The organism is Pontibacter populi (genome assembly GCF_019336435.1).
GTDB classification, from domain to species: Bacteria; Bacteroidota; Bacteroidia; order Cytophagales; family Hymenobacteraceae; genus Pontibacter; species Pontibacter humidus.
Map to the genome: position 1 here is coordinate 938,545 of NZ_JAHWXQ010000002.1, position 17,353 is coordinate 955,897.

The 17,353-nt window shown below is 47.5% G+C and carries 16 protein-coding genes; 14 read left to right on the forward strand and 2 right to left on the reverse strand.

Annotated features, from left to right (window positions below; genetic code table 11):
* Positions 1-136 precede the first annotated feature (136 nt).
* The 8 genes from KYK27_RS10540 (at position 137) to KYK27_RS10575 (ending at position 9,901) form a co-directional block, all read left to right on the forward strand.
* Positions 137-739 (forward strand): GNAT family N-acetyltransferase, encoded by a 603-nt coding sequence (locus KYK27_RS10540; RefSeq protein ID WP_199109969.1) that lies wholly within the window; start codon positions 137-139, stop codon positions 737-739.
* 38 nt (positions 740-777) lie between these two features.
* Complete coding sequence (locus KYK27_RS10545; protein ID WP_233150371.1) at positions 778-1,371, forward strand: histidine phosphatase family protein; 594 nt, start codon at positions 778-780, stop codon at positions 1,369-1,371.
* Between the two features lie 125 nt (positions 1,372-1,496).
* The gene (locus KYK27_RS10550; protein ID WP_199109970.1) at positions 1,497-4,478 is read left to right on the forward strand and encodes a SusC/RagA family TonB-linked outer membrane protein; all 2,982 of its coding nucleotides are present in this window, start codon (positions 1,497-1,499) and stop codon (positions 4,476-4,478) included.
* A 19-nt stretch (positions 4,479-4,497) separates the two neighbouring features.
* The gene (locus tag KYK27_RS10555; protein WP_199109971.1) at positions 4,498-5,937 is read left to right on the forward strand and encodes a RagB/SusD family nutrient uptake outer membrane protein; all 1,440 of its coding nucleotides are present in this window, start codon (positions 4,498-4,500) and stop codon (positions 5,935-5,937) included.
* A 257-nt stretch (positions 5,938-6,194) separates the two neighbouring features.
* Complete coding sequence (locus KYK27_RS10560) at positions 6,195-6,587, forward strand: BlaI/MecI/CopY family transcriptional regulator (RefSeq protein ID WP_199109972.1); 393 nt, start codon at positions 6,195-6,197, stop codon at positions 6,585-6,587.
* Entirely contained in the window at positions 6,571-7,995 is a 1,425-nt protein-coding gene (locus KYK27_RS10565) for a M56 family metallopeptidase (RefSeq protein WP_199109973.1), read from the forward strand. The genes KYK27_RS10560 and KYK27_RS10565 overlap by 17 nt, the downstream gene beginning before the upstream one ends.
* A gap of 98 nt (positions 7,996-8,093) precedes the next feature.
* Complete coding sequence (locus KYK27_RS10570; RefSeq protein ID WP_199109974.1) at positions 8,094-9,374, forward strand: TonB family protein; 1,281 nt, start codon at positions 8,094-8,096, stop codon at positions 9,372-9,374.
* A 92-nt stretch (positions 9,375-9,466) separates the two neighbouring features.
* Entirely contained in the window at positions 9,467-9,901 is a 435-nt protein-coding gene (locus tag KYK27_RS10575) for a hypothetical protein (protein WP_199109975.1), read from the forward strand.
* 84 nt (positions 9,902-9,985) lie between these two features.
* Here the strand turns inward: KYK27_RS10575 and surE are convergent, their stop codons facing one another.
* Positions 9,986-10,762 (reverse strand): 5'/3'-nucleotidase SurE, encoded by a 777-nt coding sequence (gene surE / locus KYK27_RS10580; RefSeq protein ID WP_199109976.1) that lies wholly within the window; start codon positions 10,760-10,762, stop codon positions 9,986-9,988.
* Between the two features lie 120 nt (positions 10,763-10,882).
* Here surE and KYK27_RS10585 point away from each other — a divergent pair, with 120 nt between their 5' ends.
* The 6 genes from KYK27_RS10585 to KYK27_RS10610 all read left to right on the forward strand — a co-directional run bounded on the left by KYK27_RS10585 (position 10,883) and on the right by KYK27_RS10610 (position 15,873).
* Positions 10,883-11,500 (forward strand): mechanosensitive ion channel protein MscS, encoded by a 618-nt coding sequence (locus tag KYK27_RS10585; RefSeq protein ID WP_199109977.1) that lies wholly within the window; start codon positions 10,883-10,885, stop codon positions 11,498-11,500.
* Between the two features lie 39 nt (positions 11,501-11,539).
* Positions 11,540-11,980: a DoxX family protein gene (locus tag KYK27_RS10590; protein ID WP_199109978.1), complete on the forward strand. Its 441-nt coding sequence runs from the start codon at positions 11,540-11,542 to the stop codon at positions 11,978-11,980.
* Positions 11,981-12,132: 152 nt separating this feature from the next.
* On the forward strand, positions 12,133-13,884 hold the full coding sequence (locus tag KYK27_RS10595; RefSeq protein WP_199109979.1) for a M14 family metallopeptidase: 1,752 nt from the start codon (positions 12,133-12,135) through the stop codon (positions 13,882-13,884).
* A gap of 225 nt (positions 13,885-14,109) precedes the next feature.
* Entirely contained in the window at positions 14,110-14,742 is a 633-nt protein-coding gene (locus KYK27_RS10600; RefSeq protein ID WP_199109980.1) for a nitroreductase family protein, read from the forward strand.
* Between the two features lie 159 nt (positions 14,743-14,901).
* A complete protein-coding gene (locus KYK27_RS10605) occupies positions 14,902-15,405 on the forward strand; it encodes a hypothetical protein (protein ID WP_199109981.1) in 504 nt (167 codons plus the stop codon).
* A gap of 15 nt (positions 15,406-15,420) precedes the next feature.
* Entirely contained in the window at positions 15,421-15,873 is a 453-nt protein-coding gene (locus tag KYK27_RS10610; protein ID WP_199109982.1) for a DUF421 domain-containing protein, read from the forward strand.
* A 61-nt stretch (positions 15,874-15,934) separates the two neighbouring features.
* Here the strand turns inward: KYK27_RS10610 and KYK27_RS10615 are convergent, their stop codons facing one another.
* Positions 15,935-17,251: a hypothetical protein gene (locus KYK27_RS10615; RefSeq protein ID WP_233150372.1), complete on the reverse strand. Its 1,317-nt coding sequence runs from the start codon at positions 17,249-17,251 to the stop codon at positions 15,935-15,937.
* Positions 17,252-17,353: the final 102 nt, after the last annotated feature.

Below are 17,353 nucleotides of genomic sequence, written 5' to 3' on the forward strand. Positions count from 1 at the left end.
TATTACGGTGACATAGAACATTCAGTTGGTCAGTTTCTTACTTTTTAGCTAATTTTCTGTGGATCCCCTGTTTTAATATGTTTTTGGTTTAATATTGCCGCTAAGTCCAGCCATCTGAAAACTAGCCTCTACGCCCATGAACTTCGAAAAAGACCTGCACCTTGAGAGCGACTGTACCCTGTTAAGACCTCTACAACCCCATGACCTGGAGCAGATGCAAACGATAGCCCTCGATGCCGACACCTGGCGCTGGAATGTTACGAAGATCGCCAACACACAAGACCTGCTGAACTGGGCGCATACCGCTTTTACCGACAGGCAACTGAAGCGTCGCTATAGTTTTGTGATACTTGATAAAACAACCGGCAGGCTGGCAGGCAGCACCAGTTACGGAAACATTTCGGAAGCAGATAAACGACTTGAGATCGGCTGGACCTGGATCGGCAAAGACTTCAGAGGCACCGGCCTGAATCGCCATTGTAAGTTTTTACTCCTAAGCTATGCCTTTGAAGTGTTGGATTACGAGCGGGTAGAGTTAAAAACAGATGTGCTGAATGTAAGATCGAGGCAGGCGATGCGCAAAATTGGCGCTACCGAAGAGGGTGTTTTGCGAAGCCATACCCTGATGCACGATGGCCGCCGGCGCGATACCATTTACTATAGCATCCTAAAGTCTGAGTGGCCACAGATAAAAGCCACCATTTTTGCAGACCTGGGCAGTTACAGCACACACGTGTAGTATTCTCCGTATAGTTTGGAAAATCACTGACTATCCTTTTGGACACTCCTAAACCACGACGTATTTTCCTGATCAGGCATGCAAAGCCACTGGTAACCAGCATAGGGTTTGTAAACGCAACCTATGCGCGCCAGTATATTTCTGATTACGATGCAGCCGATGTGGAGGAGTTTGTACTTACCCACGAGGCTATTCCTTATAAAGAGATAAAAAAAGTACACTGCAGCACCCTGGTGCGCTCCCAGCTTACTGCCAAGGCTATTTTTGGCGATGATGTACAGTTGGTTATTGATGCTAACTTCCGGGAGTTTGAGCGCAGGATATTTTCATTACCCTTCATACACCTACCTATAAAACTATGGTTGTTAGGTGCCCGCATCTTATGGTTCCTGGGGTTTAACAGCTCTGGTATCGAAACCTTTAAGCAAGCCCGCCAGCGCGCCAGCGCAGCAGCCAAACAATTAGCCAACGAAGCAAACCAGGAAACTATAGCTGTGCTGGTAGCCCATGGGTTACTTAACTTCTTTATCCGTCGCGAACTGAAGCGACTTGGCTGGCAGCAAACCCTGAAAGAGGGAAATAGTTTTGTCAGCGTAAATGCCTTCGAAAAAAAAGAAAATACTCTTCTTTAAAAAACCACAAAAATAACACTTAAAATACCTTTATATACGTATAAGGGTTTACTTTCATTTTCATATTCCCCGCCCTCACGACCCTAATAGCCAGCGCCTTATGTACAAACTTAAATTAGCAACCCATGAAACGAATCTTACTATGCATGTTACTATGCGTCTGCACCATGGCAGGCAGCGCATGGGCCCAGACACAAGTCGTGTCTGGAAGAGTAACCTCCGCCACTGATGGCAGTGCACTGCCGGGAGTAACCATTCTTGAAAAAGGCACTTCCAACGGTGTTACAACAAATTCAACCGGCGATTATCAGTTAACGGTAAGACCCAACGCCGTACTACAGTTCCGGTTTGTAGGCATGACAACACAGGAAATACCGGTAGGCGGGCGCTCAACTATAAATGTGAAGCTCCGCTCCGATGAACAACAACTGGAAGAAGTAGTGGTTGTAGGCTACGGCACTCAGCTAAAAGAGGAGCTGACCGGTAACGTGGCACAGGTATCGGGCGAGGATATCGCGAACATACCAGCCCCTTCCCTTGAGTCGGCGTTACAGGGCCGGGCAGCAGGCGTTTACATTAACCAGGGCAGCGGCAAACTCGGCTCCGGCATGAATATACGCGTACGGGGAGCCGCCTCAGTCTCCGCCAGTAACCAGCCCCTTTATGTGGTTGATGGCATCCCGGTAACTTCCTCAGATATCGGTACGACTAATGCAGAACCCCTGAACCCGATTGCCGACATCAACCCGAACGACATCGAATCCATTGAAATACTGAAAGATGCTTCGGCAGCCGCCATTTACGGTTCCCGGGCCTCAAACGGGGTAGTGATCATTACAACCAAGCGCGGAAAAGCAGGCAAAACAAACGTAAACTTTAACTACTATACCGGCTTCAGCAGACCAACCAAGGTCAGGGAGTTTTTATCCGGGCCAGAATACATTGAGCTCTTCTCGGAAGCAGCAGAAAATGAAGGATATGACCCGGCAGAGATTTTCGATTTCTTTGGCCTGGATGTTAACTCAACTGTAGACCAGAACTGGGACGAAGAGCCTTTTCAGGATGGAAGTGTTTCGCAGTACGAAGTATCACTGAACGGAGGAAACGAGAAAACCCGCTTTTATATAAACGGCAACTATAACACCACCGACGGTATTATAGTTGGCAACGAATTCGACAGGGCGAGCGGCCGTCTCAACATTGACCACAGCATTTCAGACAGGTTTCGCCTGGGTACCAACTTATCGCTAATCCGTACGCTAAACAAGCGCGTATCCGACGACAACGCCTTTTCCAACCCGATACAGCTGAACGCTATCCCATCTATTCAACCAAAAATAGACCCGGAGACCGGTGAACTGAACAGGCGCACCTTATACTATAACAACCTGATAGACCAACGCGATGGCTTTAACGATGCACTGACCTACCGTACCATCAGCACCGGCTTCCTTGAATTCGACATTCTGAAGAACCTGCAATTCCGGACCGAGCATGGCGTGGACTTTCTGAACCTGCAGGAAGAACTATACCTGGGCAGATTAACAGAAGACGGTGGTCCTACAGGCTATGGCTATAACTCCCAGTTCACCTCCATCAACTATAACACCAACAACACGCTGAACTATAACACCCTGGTTAACGACATTCATAAACTTGATTTCCTCATCGGTTTCAGTTACCAGGATGCCAATTCCGAGTCTTCGTCTGTAGAGGCCAGGGGCTTCCCGAGCGACCGGTTTAAAAAGATTGTGAGTGCTTCCCGTATTATCAGTGGCAGCTCAACCGGCACCGATTATGCTTTCCTTTCCTACTTCACCCGCGCCAACTATGTACTGAACGAGAAATACCTGTTTAGTGGCAGCGTGCGGGTAGATGGATCTTCCAGGTTTGGTAGCGAGAACCGGTTTGGTACTTTCCCGGCTGCTTCGGCAGGCTGGATCATTACCGGGGAAGATTTCCTGAGCGACAATTCTGTAGTAAGTTTTCTGAAGCTGCGTACCAGCTATGGCCTGACCGGTAATGCCGAGATCGCCAACTTTGCCCCGCTTGCTTTGTACAGCGCTGCAGCCTACGAAGAAGAATCAGGGCTGATACCAACCACCTTGCCCAACCCCGACCTGCGCTGGGAAAAAACAAAACAGCTGGATGTCGGGCTGGACTACGGCTTTTTTAACGACCGCATCACCGGTGAAATCGATTATTACATCAAAAAAACCGATGACCTGTTGCTGAATCTGCCCCTGCCGGCCACCAGTGGCTATAGTGTGATCACAAAAAACATCGGCAAACTAGAGAACAAAGGCTTTGAGTTCGTGATCAACACGCAGAACTTTGTTGGCGAATTTTCCTGGAACACGAACTTCAACATAGCCTTTAACCGCAACGAAGTTACAGACCTGGGCGGCAACACTATTTTCGGCGATTCACGGGGATTAGGCCAGATACGCGAAGGCGAACCGATGGCTGTATTCTGGGGACCCAAATACGCGGGTGTAGATCCAGACAACGGCGATGCGTTGTACTATGTGCGTGCCGGTAGCGATGAGGTTACCAACGATTACGGTCAGGCCGAACATCAGAAGCTGGGCAACCCAAATCCTAAAGCGCTTGGAGGTCTTACCAACAACTTAAGTTATAAAGGTTTTGACCTGAGCGCGCTGCTCCAGTTCGTGACCGGCAACGACGTGTATAACATGGCCGGCTTCTTCCAGTCGGTAAACGGTGACTTTTTTGATAACCAGACAAGAGACCAGCTGGACAGATGGCAGGAACCGGGCGATATTACCGATGTGCCCCAGGCGCGCCTTTTTGCAGGCAACGGCGCCGGCAAGTCGTCCCGCTGGATGCAGGATGGCTCTTTCCTGAGAATAAACTACGTGAACCTAGGCTATAAATTACCTGTAGCTTGGATCAGTAAAGTAAAATTCACCTCTGCCCGGATTTACCTGCAGGCAACTAACCTGCATACTTTTACTGACTACGACGGCTACGATCCGGAAGTGAATACCACTTATTTCGGGCGCAGCAATGTAATGCTTGGCCACGATTTTTATACGCCACCCCTGGCAAAGACCTTCACTCTTGGCGTTAACATCGGCCTCTAACCTTTAAAGCAGAACTGACATGAAACGAAATTATATATTACCTGCCATCCTATTTTTCCTGTTCCTTGGAGTTACCTCCTGCGACGACCTGCTGGATGTAGAACCGCAACAGTCAATTGATGCACGGGATGCCATAAACACTCCAGAAGACCTGCAGGGAGCCGTTATCGGGATGTATACGATCCTGGGCGAGCCCGAATTGTACGGTACCAACCTGCTGCTGCTACCAGAGTTGCAAGGGTCAGAAGAGAACCTTACCTGGCTGGGTACTTTTGCCGGCTACCGTCAGGTGAGCCTCAAGAATATGACAGCAGAAAACTCAGAGGCGCAACGCACCTGGGTAACAGCTTATGAAGGAATAAACCTGGCCAACATCATCCTGAGCAAACTGGACATAATGGACGAAGAACCGGAGGAACGGGACCGTATAGAGGGAGAAGCTTTATTTGTGCGGGGCATTCTGCATTTTGAGCTGGTACGGCTCTATGCCAAAGCCTGGAACGACGGAGATCCTGCCTCGAACCTGGGAGTCCCTGTACGTACCACACCAGTCACTACCGAATCCGAAGCTGCTACGCCTCCTACCCGCAATACTGTAGCCGAGGTGTATGCCCAGGTGTTAGAGGATTTGGAAAGAGCTAAAGAACTGTTGCCTGATCGTAATAATGAGCGGGCCAATACTTATGCCGCCAGTGGTTTTCTTTCCCGGGTTTATCTGCAGCAGCAGAACTATGAAGGTGCCCGCGACGAGGCGAACAGGGTAATAGAAGAAGGTGGCTATGAGCTGAACCCTACGGTTACCGCTATTTTCCGGAACGATAACACCGCCGAGGCCATTTTCGAGATTCAGCAGAACGACCAGAACAATGCCGGTACCGCCAACGACGGTCTGGCCACGTTTTATGCTGACCTGGAAGGCGTAGGCCGCGCTGACATAAGCGTGAATACTGAATTTTCGGACACAAACCCGAACAGATACACCACCTACGACCTGTACGAAGAGAACGACACCCGGCTAACCGCCCTGTTCTATACCGGCTTTAATTTCGGTGCGATCACAACAAGTAAGTGGCTGAGTTTCGGGCAGAACATTCCTGTTATACGTCTGGCAGAAATGTACCTGACACGGGCAGAAGCCAACTTCAGGCTGGGCACAGCCATTGGCGCCACGCCTGCAGAAGACATAAACAGGATTCGGACACGTGCCGGAATAAGCCCGTTAGGTAGTGTTACTCTGGAACAGATCCTGCTCGAGCGCAGGCTGGAACTTGCCTTCGAAGGATTCAGGATTCATGACCTGAAGCGTACCGAAACTGACTTGGTAGGCAGAGATCCGGAAACAGGAGATATCGATTACGTAATTCCGTGGAATGATGAAATGCTGGTCTTCCCGATACCACGCCGGGAGATAGACGCCAGCAAAGGATCGCTGGTACAAAACCCTCCGTACGGAGACTAACCTAATTTACTACCAGTAATAATAAAGGCTCCTGAAATTATCAGGAGCCTTTATTATTTACAAGGGAACAGAGTTTACGAAGCATCATATCCAAAACAGGCTTTTTCACTACTCCCAACTATAAACCATACTTATAACTACCTCTACTCCAACCACCTCCACAACTACAATTAGAAATTCTTTTTATATTAACTAAACTTTTAGTTGTTAAACTAAGTATTTAGTTATATATTCATCTCAATATTCCCCTTACCCCTATGAAAGAACTCACCAAGGCAGAAGAAGAAATCATGCAGATCCTCTGGAAAATTGAGAAAGGATTTGTGAAAGACATTATCGAACAGATGCCTGAGCCGCGCCCTGCCTACAACACGGTATCAACTATAGTTCGGATACTGGAAAAGAAAGGCTTTGTAGGTTATAACGCTTTTGGTAAAACACACGAGTACTTCCCGCTCGTTGCCGAAGACAAGTACAAGAGCTTTTTTCTGAAGAATTTTATGAGCGGCTACTTTGGCGGCTCTTTCGAGAAACTGGTTTCGTTTTTTGCCAAGGATAATAACCTGGATGTGAAAGAGCTGGACCAGCTGATGCGCCATGTAAAAGAAGACCTGAACGAAAACGAACAGCAAAATGGAAGTGCTCGGTAATTACATCATCCAATCGGGGCTGTGCCTGCTCCTGTTCTATTTGTTTTATGTATCGGTGCTGCGCAGTTATCCGAAGCCGGCTTACAACAGAGTTTATCTGCTGGCTGCCCCTGTTGCAGCGCTGGTATTTCCGTTAATTGATCTTCCATTGCCATTTGTGCCGCAATACAACCTTGCTCCTGCCCTTTCGGCTATACCATTGGCTGAAGTTACCATAACCGGTTACGTGCCCGATGGGCAGGCCAGCACAGGTTTTATAGTTCCGCCCACACTTATAGTTAGCGTGCTGTATAGTTTAGTAGCTTTTGCATTACTTACCAGGCTGGGCGTACAGTTATTCCGGTTAAAAAAGCTTGTTGATACTGCAAATCCGATTAATACTATAGATACCACTGCAACAGTACTGCAAACCGGCAATAACTATCCGACCTTTGCCTTCCTAAACTATATTTTCGTAAACCACCAGCACCACTTAACCGACCAGGAAAAGCAACAGGTAATAGCCCACGAACTGGCCCACGTCAGATTGCGCCATACCTACGATGTTCTGTACTATGAGCTTCTGACCGCCCTTTTATGGTTTAACCCGCTGATCTGGTTGCTTAAAACAGAGCTCCGCGATGTGCATGAATACCAGGCAGATGCAGCAGTAATAGCAGTTTATCAGCCACAGGCCTACACTACCTTACTGGCAAAAGAAGCGCTGTATAAAACAGGTATTCCGGTGGGAAGCTACTTCCAGAAACCACAGGTTTTTAAACGCCTGCACATGCTTCAGAAAAACGGCCAGAAAACCGGAGTGCTTCGTCCGTTACTGGTACTTCCACTCCTGCTGGCAATGCTCTTTATTTTTTCTTCGAAAGATGTTACCGCCGATATGATGCCTTCGCTTACCAAACCGGAAACACAGACTGCACAACCGGAACAAGTACAAACTATAGCTGAGGCACCGCAGCAAATACCGGAAGTAATGGTAACTGCAAAAACCCCTGAAAAAGCATTGCCTGCTACCAAGCCCGAACAAGCAGTGGAGAAACCTATAGTTACAGAAAACCTGCCCCAACCGGAAACTGAGCCAAACGCAGAAAAGCCATACGAATTTGTAGAGCAGATGCCTCAGTTTGCAGGCGGCGAACTGGAAATGCAGAAATTTATCGCCCGTAGTATCCGCTATCCGAAAACCACAAAAGAGGCAGGCATCGCAGGATTGGTAGTCGCCAGTTTTATAGTTGAACCCGATGGCTCGCTATCGAACATCACCATACTGAAAGGCCTGGATGAAGCCGCCGACCAGGAAGCCCGGCGTGTAATTGAAGCCATGAGCGGCAAGTGGGAGCCCGGTAAGCAGAACGGAAATGTTGTGCCTGTACGATTTACCATCCCGATTCGCTTTGCGCTTGTAAACTAGCAAAAACCACATATTCTCCCTGATTAACCCGGTTTAAGTGCCGGGGCAGGATTATTATTGTCTTCTAAATCCTTAACTCAAACTATAAACATACGACCATGAAAAACCTGACTACGCTTAAAACCTTGCTGGCAGCGCCCCTAATGGCATTTGCAGTAGCAGTTGTAGTGCCTTCTGTAACGATAGCACAGAATAAAATTCAGGAAAATAAAATATTCTCCTATGTGGATCAGATGCCAAAATTTGAAGGCGGTGAAACAGAGATGATGAAGTTTATGGCCGGCAACATCGCCTACCCTGCCGATGCCAAAGCCAACGGCCTGGAAGGACTGGTAGTAGTTTCATTTGTGATTGAGGAAACCGGTAAGGTAAAAGATGCGAAGGTTCTTAAAAAACTGGGCCGTGGTACCGACGAGGAAGCGCTGCGCGTAGTGAACCTGACCAGCGGAAAATGGACGCCAGGCAGCCAGAATGGCAAAATCGTACCGGTACAGTTTACCTTGCCTATCAGGTTTAGCCTGAGCGAAGCAGAAAGAGCCGCCACCGCTGACAAAGCGAACCAAATGCCACAATTTAAAGGCGGCCCGGAAGCCATGCAGCAAACGATAGCCGCGTATCTGCAACTGCCCGAAGAGGCAAAAAAAGAGAATCTGGATGCCAGAGTTATAGTTAAGTTTTATGTGGAAAAAGACGGCACCGTTTCTAACATCAGGCTGGATGGCACCAAACTTAAGAAAACCATTGGCGCAGACGCTGACATGGATTACATGGATGCCTCCACGTTTCAGGTACAGAACAAGGTCATGTTAGCAAAATTAGCGGAAGCCGCACTGGCAGCCGTTGCAGCTACTTCAGGTAAATGGGAACCGGCTACCAAAAACGGGCAGGCAACAGGCGCAGAACTGGTACTCCCGGTGCAGTTCTATAGTTCGGCAAATATGGCAAACCAAAAACAGATGAATACACCGGCGATGAGCAAATACACTAAAGAGTTTTATGCGCTGGATGAAGTAGATGTGCAGCCTGTTTTTAAGGATGGCTCTTTCGAACGGTATATGGCAAAGAACCTGCGCTACCCTGCCACCTCTTTTGAAGGTTACGTAGAAACCGGTTTTGTATTAAAGGCTGATGGCACCTTAATGGGTCCGTTATTTTATGCTCAGCCAACAAGCAACACAACAGAAAACGCAGCCATTTATAATGAAATAAAGAAGCTGGTAACATCACTGGAAGGCAAATGGGAACCCGCCAAAGTGGACGGTAAACCGGTAACTGTCACTAAAAAAATAACGATACAGTTCGTGACAAACGATGGCAGTAAAAAGCCTGCAGATACGTCTGGTAAAAAGGCAGATGTTGTAATTACAAAACTTAAATAATTATCAGCTATAGTTCAGAAGGCTATCTCACAAATTAAATTACATCAACGATGAAGAGACTATCTATAACTATAACTTTAGCTATTCTGACTATGAATAGCGTACTTGGACAGAACAGAGCCCTTACCTTTCAGGAAGCAGAAAAGCAGGGCATTCCGTTTCAAAAGCTCGACAGTCTCTATAAAAGCGCCGTTCATACTGATTCTGCCCAGGCTGTGTTTAAAACCACAGAACAGCAGGCCAATCTGCAACAGGCTTACGTTAAGCTTTTACAGGATCTGGGAGCTTTCCTAAGAGAAAACGGTTTTATGTGGGGCAACCAAGTACGCGGTGTTAACAGGATATACCTACAGGCCGATGGCAGCATCGACTATTTTTTATACAATTTCCCGGAAGGTCAGGTCGCCCCCGAGAAAGAAAGAGAATTTAAACGCCTTTTAGGCCTATTCATCCAAAATTACAGGTTTGCTGTAGCCGCCCCTGAGAAGTTTGCCCAGTGCAGCGCCGTCAGGTATTCGGACATATGATAACGCAGCTAAAACTTAGATGTAACTATAAAAAAAGCCCGCAGCTAAACTATAGCTGCGGGCTTTTTTTATGAAGTACAGTTCTTAAATATCCCATTCGTTGTTAAGGGTAGAGATGGCGTGGTAAGCGGTCATGTCGAACTGGCACGGAACTATAGAAACGTAGTTGTTCACGATTGCCCATTCGTCAGTATCTTCGCCTTTATCGTGGTTCACAAAACTGCCGGTCATCCAGAAATAACGGCGGTTACGAGGGTCCAGGCGCTCATCAAATTCTTCCTGCCACTTGGCATGGGCCTGACGGCAAACCTTAACCCCTTTTATAGTTTCATCGCTTTTCTTCGGGAAATTAACATTCAGGGCCGTGTTCTCTGGTATCGGGTTTTTAAGCGCCTGCCGGATGATCAGCTCCACAAAAGGTCTTGTATGCGAAAAATCAGCTTCGTGGCCGTAATCGCAAAGCGAAAAACCGATAGCTGGTAAGCCTTCTATCGCCGCCTCAATAGCTGCCGACATAGTTCCGGAATACAGGACACTGATGCTGGAGTTAGAACCGTGGTTAATGCCGCTCACTACCAGGTCTGGCGTGCGGTCTTTTAGCACGTGATATTTGGCCAGTTTCACGCAGTCTGCTGGTGTGCCGGAGCATTCGTAAGCTTCAATTCCCAGGTCATCGAAAGCAATTGACTTATCGAGGCGCAGCGTGTTGCCTATAGTTATGGCATGTCCCATTCCGGATTGCGGCCCATCCGGAGCTACAACCACTACATCGGCTATCTGCATGGCAACTTCTACCAGCGTGCGTATGCCCGGTGCAGTAATGCCATCATCGTTCGAAATCAGTATCAGTGGTTTAGCCATTTCTATTATTTTTAGTTGAGGTATGATAAAATAAACGAATTTCTTTTTCGTGCTAATATACAACAACCTGTTGCAGTGCATCAAGGTTTAAGAATATTTTAGAACCCGAATAAACAAACTATGATTATCAAAAATATATTTTACGCAATACTGCTGGGGGTGGGCATGGCCGCCTGTCTCTCGCAGAACGACCAGAACGTAGAGGGAGCAACGGCCGGCACTACAGAACAACCCCTTACCGAAGCAACTGGTGAAACGATAACCCCTACTGCAGACCAGCTCCGCATTGCGCCCGGCAAGGTGGGGTTTATAACTATAGCTGATGATATTGAGCAGATGCGGCAGATTATTCCGGCAGGTTTTGCCATAGCAGATACCATGTTGCAGCAGGAAGGAACACAAGCTACAGCCTACATTATTCGCCCTGAACATGAGGAAAAAGGCATACTGGTAGAGCAGCAATGTACTACAGGCTGTAAAGTATGGCGCCTTAATGTGCAGTCCGGCAAATACCAGACAGCTAAAGGAATAGGTGTTGGCGACACGTATGAAAATGCACAAAAGCAGCACCCTATAAATACCGTTACCCTGGCAGACGGAGGCCTGGTTGCTGTTGCAAAAGATGGTGGAATGAGCTTTGTGCTGGATACCAGCCAGATACCTGCCAACGACCGTTCGCGGCTTACGCCCGAAACCGTGCCGGCTGCTACACGCATTAAAGCAATTCTTATATATTAGCCACTTGTAATATTTACAGCGAATTAGTATTATTGCTGCATGGCACTACTCCGCTCCCGCTACAAGTACAAAGATTTTGGACTGCTGATACTGCGACTCGGTATTGGCTGGATGTTTATTTTACATGGCTGGCCAAAGCTGACCGGCGGCTCTGAAACATGGGTACAGATCGGGAGTAACATGAAGTTGCTTGGCATTGATTTTATGCCTGTTTTCTGGGGTTTTATGGCTGGGTTTGCCGAAGTAGTGGGTGGTGCCCTGATAATGCTTGGGTTCTTTTACAGGATCTCCTGCGCCTTACTGGTAGTTACCATGTTTGTAGCAGCCCTGCGCCACATGACCGCTGGCGACGGCTTTATCGGGTATTCCCACGCATTGGAGGCAGCTATCCTTTTCTTCTCGCTTTTATTTATCGGCCCCGGCAAGTATAGTTTAGATAAAGCTATCTTCCCGAACAAAAAGGACCGCCGCTTGTACTAAGCCCTGAACTATAAAAAACTCCTGCCACACACGAACTATAGGTTATGTATGGCAGGAGTTTTTGTTTTAAGCCCGTGCTATAGTTTACTACCTGGATTTCTTACCGGAAATACCTTAAATTACGATCTCAATAATACAAGCTATACCTACCTATGCTAACCACGCTACTTTTAGCCACACTGCTAACTACAGGCACACCAGGTAAAACCGACCTGAAAACGCCCTATGAAAAAGGAAACGGCAACGTTACCGCCACCTACGACGAAGCGATAGAATGGTACAAAAACTTCGACAAGGCGTACGAGGAAGTGAAGATGGTGCCCTACGGCTACACTGATTCCGGAAGATTGCTGCACTTGGTCATCGTTTCTACTGACAAGGATTTTGATCCGGCCTCTATCAAAGAAAAAAACAAACGCGTGCTGCTGATACAGAACGGCATACACCCGGGTGAGCCCGAAGGCATTGACGCGACCATGATGCTGGCCCGCGATTACTTGGCAGACAAAAACAAGCGCAAACAGCTGGACAATGTGGTATTAGCCATTATTCCGGTTTATAACATTGGCGGCGCCCTTAACCGCAACAGCCACACCCGCACCAACCAGAACGGCCCGGAGGTATACGGTTTCAGAGGCAATGCCCGAAACCTGGACCTGAACCGCGACTACATTAAAACTGATTCCCGCAACGCCAAACTATTTCACCTGATCTTCCGCGACTGGGATCCGGATGTGTTCATGGATAACCATACCTCGAACGGAGCCGATTACCAGCATGTGATGACCCTGATTGCCACGCAGCACAACAAACTGAACCCGACGCTGGCAAAATACCTCAGCGAGAAAATGGTTCCTACGCTATACGCTGGCATGAAAAAGGACAAATACCCAATGGTACCTTACATGAACACGGTTGATGAAACCCCGGATAAAGGTATTATCGGTTTTATGGAATCGCCGCGCTACGCAACGGGTTATACGGCCCTTTACAACACCATTGGTTTTGTGCCGGAAACACACATGCTTAAGCCATTTAACCAACGCGTAGATGCAACCTATAAGCTGATGGAGAACATGATCGAGACGGTGCACCGCGATGCCGATGAGATCGGAAAACTACGCGCCAAAGCCAAACAGGAAACATTGCAGCAACAAAACTTTAACCTGAACTGGCAACTCGACACAACCAAAGTAGAGCAGATTCCATTTTTAGGTTATGCAGCAAAGTATAAACCGAGCGAAGTCAGCGGGCTGGAGCGCCTGTACTACGACCGTAAAGCGCCTTACAGCAAGAAAATCAACTATTACAACACCTTTACCCCGACAACTATAGTTGAAAAACCTGTAGCCTACATTATACCTTTTGCCTGGCACGAAGTAATTGACCGCCTGAAAACCAACAAGGTAGAAATGCAGCAGCTAACCAAAGACACAACTATAGCTGTAGACACCTATTACATTACCGACTATAAAACTGGCCCGCGCGCATACGAAGGCCATTACATACACACAGATGTAAAAGTGGAGAAAAGAACGATGCCGCGGCAGTTCCTGAAAGGCGATTACGTGGTGTACCTGAACCAGGAAGCCAACCGTTTCCTGGTAGAAACACTGGAGCCGCAGGCAGCGGATTCGTACTTCGCCTGGAACTTCTTTGATTCGATACTGATGCAGAAAGAATACTTTTCGAGCTATGTGTTTGAGGACCTGGCTGCTGAGTACCTGCAAAAGGACCCTGCGTTACGCAAAAAACTGGAAGACCGCAGAAAAGCTGATCCGGAGTTTGCCAAAAATGCCCGTGCCCAACTGGATTTTGTTTACCGCAACACGCCTCATTACGAGCCAACCCACAATATGTACCCGGTAGGCCGCCTGATGCAGGACATGAAACTACCACTATAAACTATAGCCGATTATACTCTAAAAAAATAGCTGCCAGTTGGCAGCTATTTTTCGTTATACCAGCCTGCTGAATAAGAAGCATTTACACAAAATCCCACCCCCTTTCTCCAAGCTTCTAAGCCTGCCTAAGCTCCCATTAAAAAATATTTTTCGGAACCAAAATATGGAATATCAACGTTCTTACTCTATATTGCATGTACATACATTAAATTTACTTACATATAAATGACACTGATTAATCATTTGAACTGGCGTTATGCAACTAAGCGCATGACCGGTGAACAAGTACCGCAGGAGAAGATTGACTATATACTGGAAGCAACCCGTTTGTCTGCTTCGTCTATGGGCTTACAGCCTTACACCGTATTGGTTGTAGAAGATAAGGAACTGCGCACACAAATACAGAAAGTAGCTTACAACCAGCCTCAGATTGTGGAGGCATCGCACCTGCTGATTTTTGCTGCCTGGGATAAGGTAACCGAAGCCGATGTAGATGCTTATATGCAGAACATTGCGGAGGTGCGCCAGATACCGGTAGAGTCGCTTGCAGACTTTAAGGGCAGCCTGATGGGCTCTGTGGTAAACCGTACACAGGAACAGCAGTATGAGTGGGCCGCTCGCCAGACCTATATTGCACTTGGCACTGCCCTGGCTGCTGCAGCCGAGCAGGGAGTGGATGCAACGCCAATGGAAGGATTTGCCCCGGATGCGCTGGACGAACTGCTGAACCTGAAAGAAAAAGGACTGCGCAGCGTAACGCTAATGCCGATAGGTTACCGCAACACCGAAGCCGATTTTCTGGCAACTGCCAAAAAAGTACGTCGTGAAAAAGAACAACTTTTTGTGAAGCTGGCCTAAGTACCAGTTGCTGTTTTTATAGTTTGAAAAGCCACCCGCACAGGTGGCTTTTTTGCTTTTATCCGCAGCCCGAAACAGTTTATAGTTTGATGTCTCAACAACTATAATATCCTTCTCTCACTTCCTTCGTTTAATGCCATAATACAATATTCTGACAGCATGAAAAAGCATAACGGAGAACTGGAAATAGATGAAGACCTGGAAATGGATCATCGCACCTGGACCGTGCAACGGATAAGCTGGGTAGTTCTGCTTCTTATCGTGATAGCTGCCTTGCTTGGTTTTACAGGGCGGGGCGGTGTAAAAGGCATCAACAAAACAACAAAAAAAACGGCTTCGCAGACGATGGAGGTGGAATATGACCGCTTTTTACGGGATGAGGTGGAAGGAGAAATGAAGATCAGCCTGCAAAACCTTAAAACGACGAGCCCTTCCCTCTTTTTCAGCAAGGAATTCTATGACAAGGTGCGGGTAGAAGAAATTGTGCCGGAACCGGAGCATGTAGAGATCAGTCAGGATGGTATTACATACACCTTCCGGGCAACAAAACCGGAATTTATAATTCTGTTTTACACCAAACCCCTGCATATTGGTTCGTTACAGGTAGTTGCCAAAGGCCCCGATAACGAGACCGTTACAATATCACAATTTGTGTACCCTTAATCACTGATAAAAACGATGGATACGATCATAAAAGGCGCTGTCATTTATGTCTTTCTGCTACTGATCTTCAGGATCAGTGGAAAGAGAACGATGTACGATGCTACCGTATTTGATTTTGTGTTGTTACTGATCATTGCCGAAACTACGCAGCAGGCACTTCTGGGCGACGACTTCTCGCTTACCAACGGGTTGCTGCTCATCATGACGCTGATCATACTCGATATTATCATATCGCTCCTGAAGCAAAAGTTTAATCCGATAGAAAAACTGGTAGACGGAAGCCCGCTGATAATTATGGACAAAGGCCAACTGCTCCGCGACCGCATGCGAAAAGAACGAATAGATGAAGCGGATATAATGGAGTCTGCAAGGGACCTGCACGGGCTGCAACGCCTGGACCAGATCAAATATGCTATCCTGGAGAAGAATGGAAAAATCACGATCATCCCGCAGGAAGAAGCCAGCTAAACTATAGTTACAACTAAAAAGCCACCAGTAACGGTGGCTTTTTAGTTGTAACTATAGTTTCTTATTTCAGCATGGAGGCCGTGTTCGGGTTTGAGAGTAGTTCGCCGAATAATTCCCATCGCTTTCCAGGGTTATTATCGGTGCCGCCGTTGCGCTCGATGTAGTTACGAACCAGCTGCTGGCCCAGGTTATAGTTGATCACGTAGCTGCGGTATTTGTCCATAAAGCGGGTGCGCTGCAGGGCTTTATCCGGGGCATACAGGTTATACTTTACCAACATATCAGTAGCCTGCTCTCTCGTGATTTCTCCGTTCAGGTAAAGGCGGGCCGCTTCGTTTCCGGCAAAGTCCAGCTGTCCGATCATATCAAGTATGGTATAGTAGCGGTCGGCCTCGGCAGCATTTAAACCTGCCAGCGGGAACAGTACTTCTCTCTCAAACTTTATTCTTTCCTGTGCCGGGAAAGCCACATCGATGCCATAGTTGGCGCTGCCTTCGGCTATTAAACTTTGCGGCGAAAACAGCGGGTAGATCGAATATTCTTTCCAGCCTTTTTTATCTACCAAGTTCTGCTCTAGCAACACGTTAAATACATGGTGGCCCGGGTAACCTTCATGCGCGGCCAGGTCAATGGCACGCTCAATGTAGATCGGGAAATCAGTATTGATCTGGATCAGACTATAGCCTTTGCCTTTGTAGTAGTTATAGCCCGACCAGGCTTTATCCGTCACAAATTCGAGGGTAAAATTTTCGTTTGCCGGTAACTTATAGTGTGCTTTGGTTCGGTTGCGGGCTTCGGCAATGGCTGCTTTAAAAACGGTGTCCAGCTTTGCTTTCGGTATCTCGAACCGGGCACGGTACGCATCCCAGCGAGCAGCTATAGTTCCTTTGCCGGGCAGTTGCTTATCTATGGCTGTAAGTATGGAGTCGAAATGAGAAAGCGCGTAATGCGGAGGTTCGGCATCGTACAACAGTTTAGCTTCCTCATCGAAACTATAGTTCTTACCCTGCATCATCTCTACTTTGGTAATGGCGGCCAGTATCTGCTTTTTAAACATAGCCAGGCGACGCATTTCGTCGGCAGCCAGGGTTGTGGTGTCCTGTGCCTGTAGTTGTGCCTGTATGGCTTTGAACTCTGCTAAAAATTCATCGGCAGGCAGGGAGTCTATTGGTTCGCCGGTTGGTTTCCATACTTCAGGGCCGTAATAGGCATCCACCACATCGCTGTCGTACTGACCTAGTCTGAGCAGTGTCTTCACGTAACGTTCGGCCAATTGGTCCATGGTCCCTACTTCTTCAGTCTCGGTTTTGGTAGTGGTACAGGCCCAGCAAACGGCAAAGAGTAGTGTAAATAGAAATGCTTTTTTCAGAGTTTGCATATTGGTTGAGTATCGTTCATGGTAGTAAGTTATAGTAGTTTGGGCATGATGAAAAACAAATGCCGGTAAGATAGACTTAACCGGCATTTATATCTATAAGCG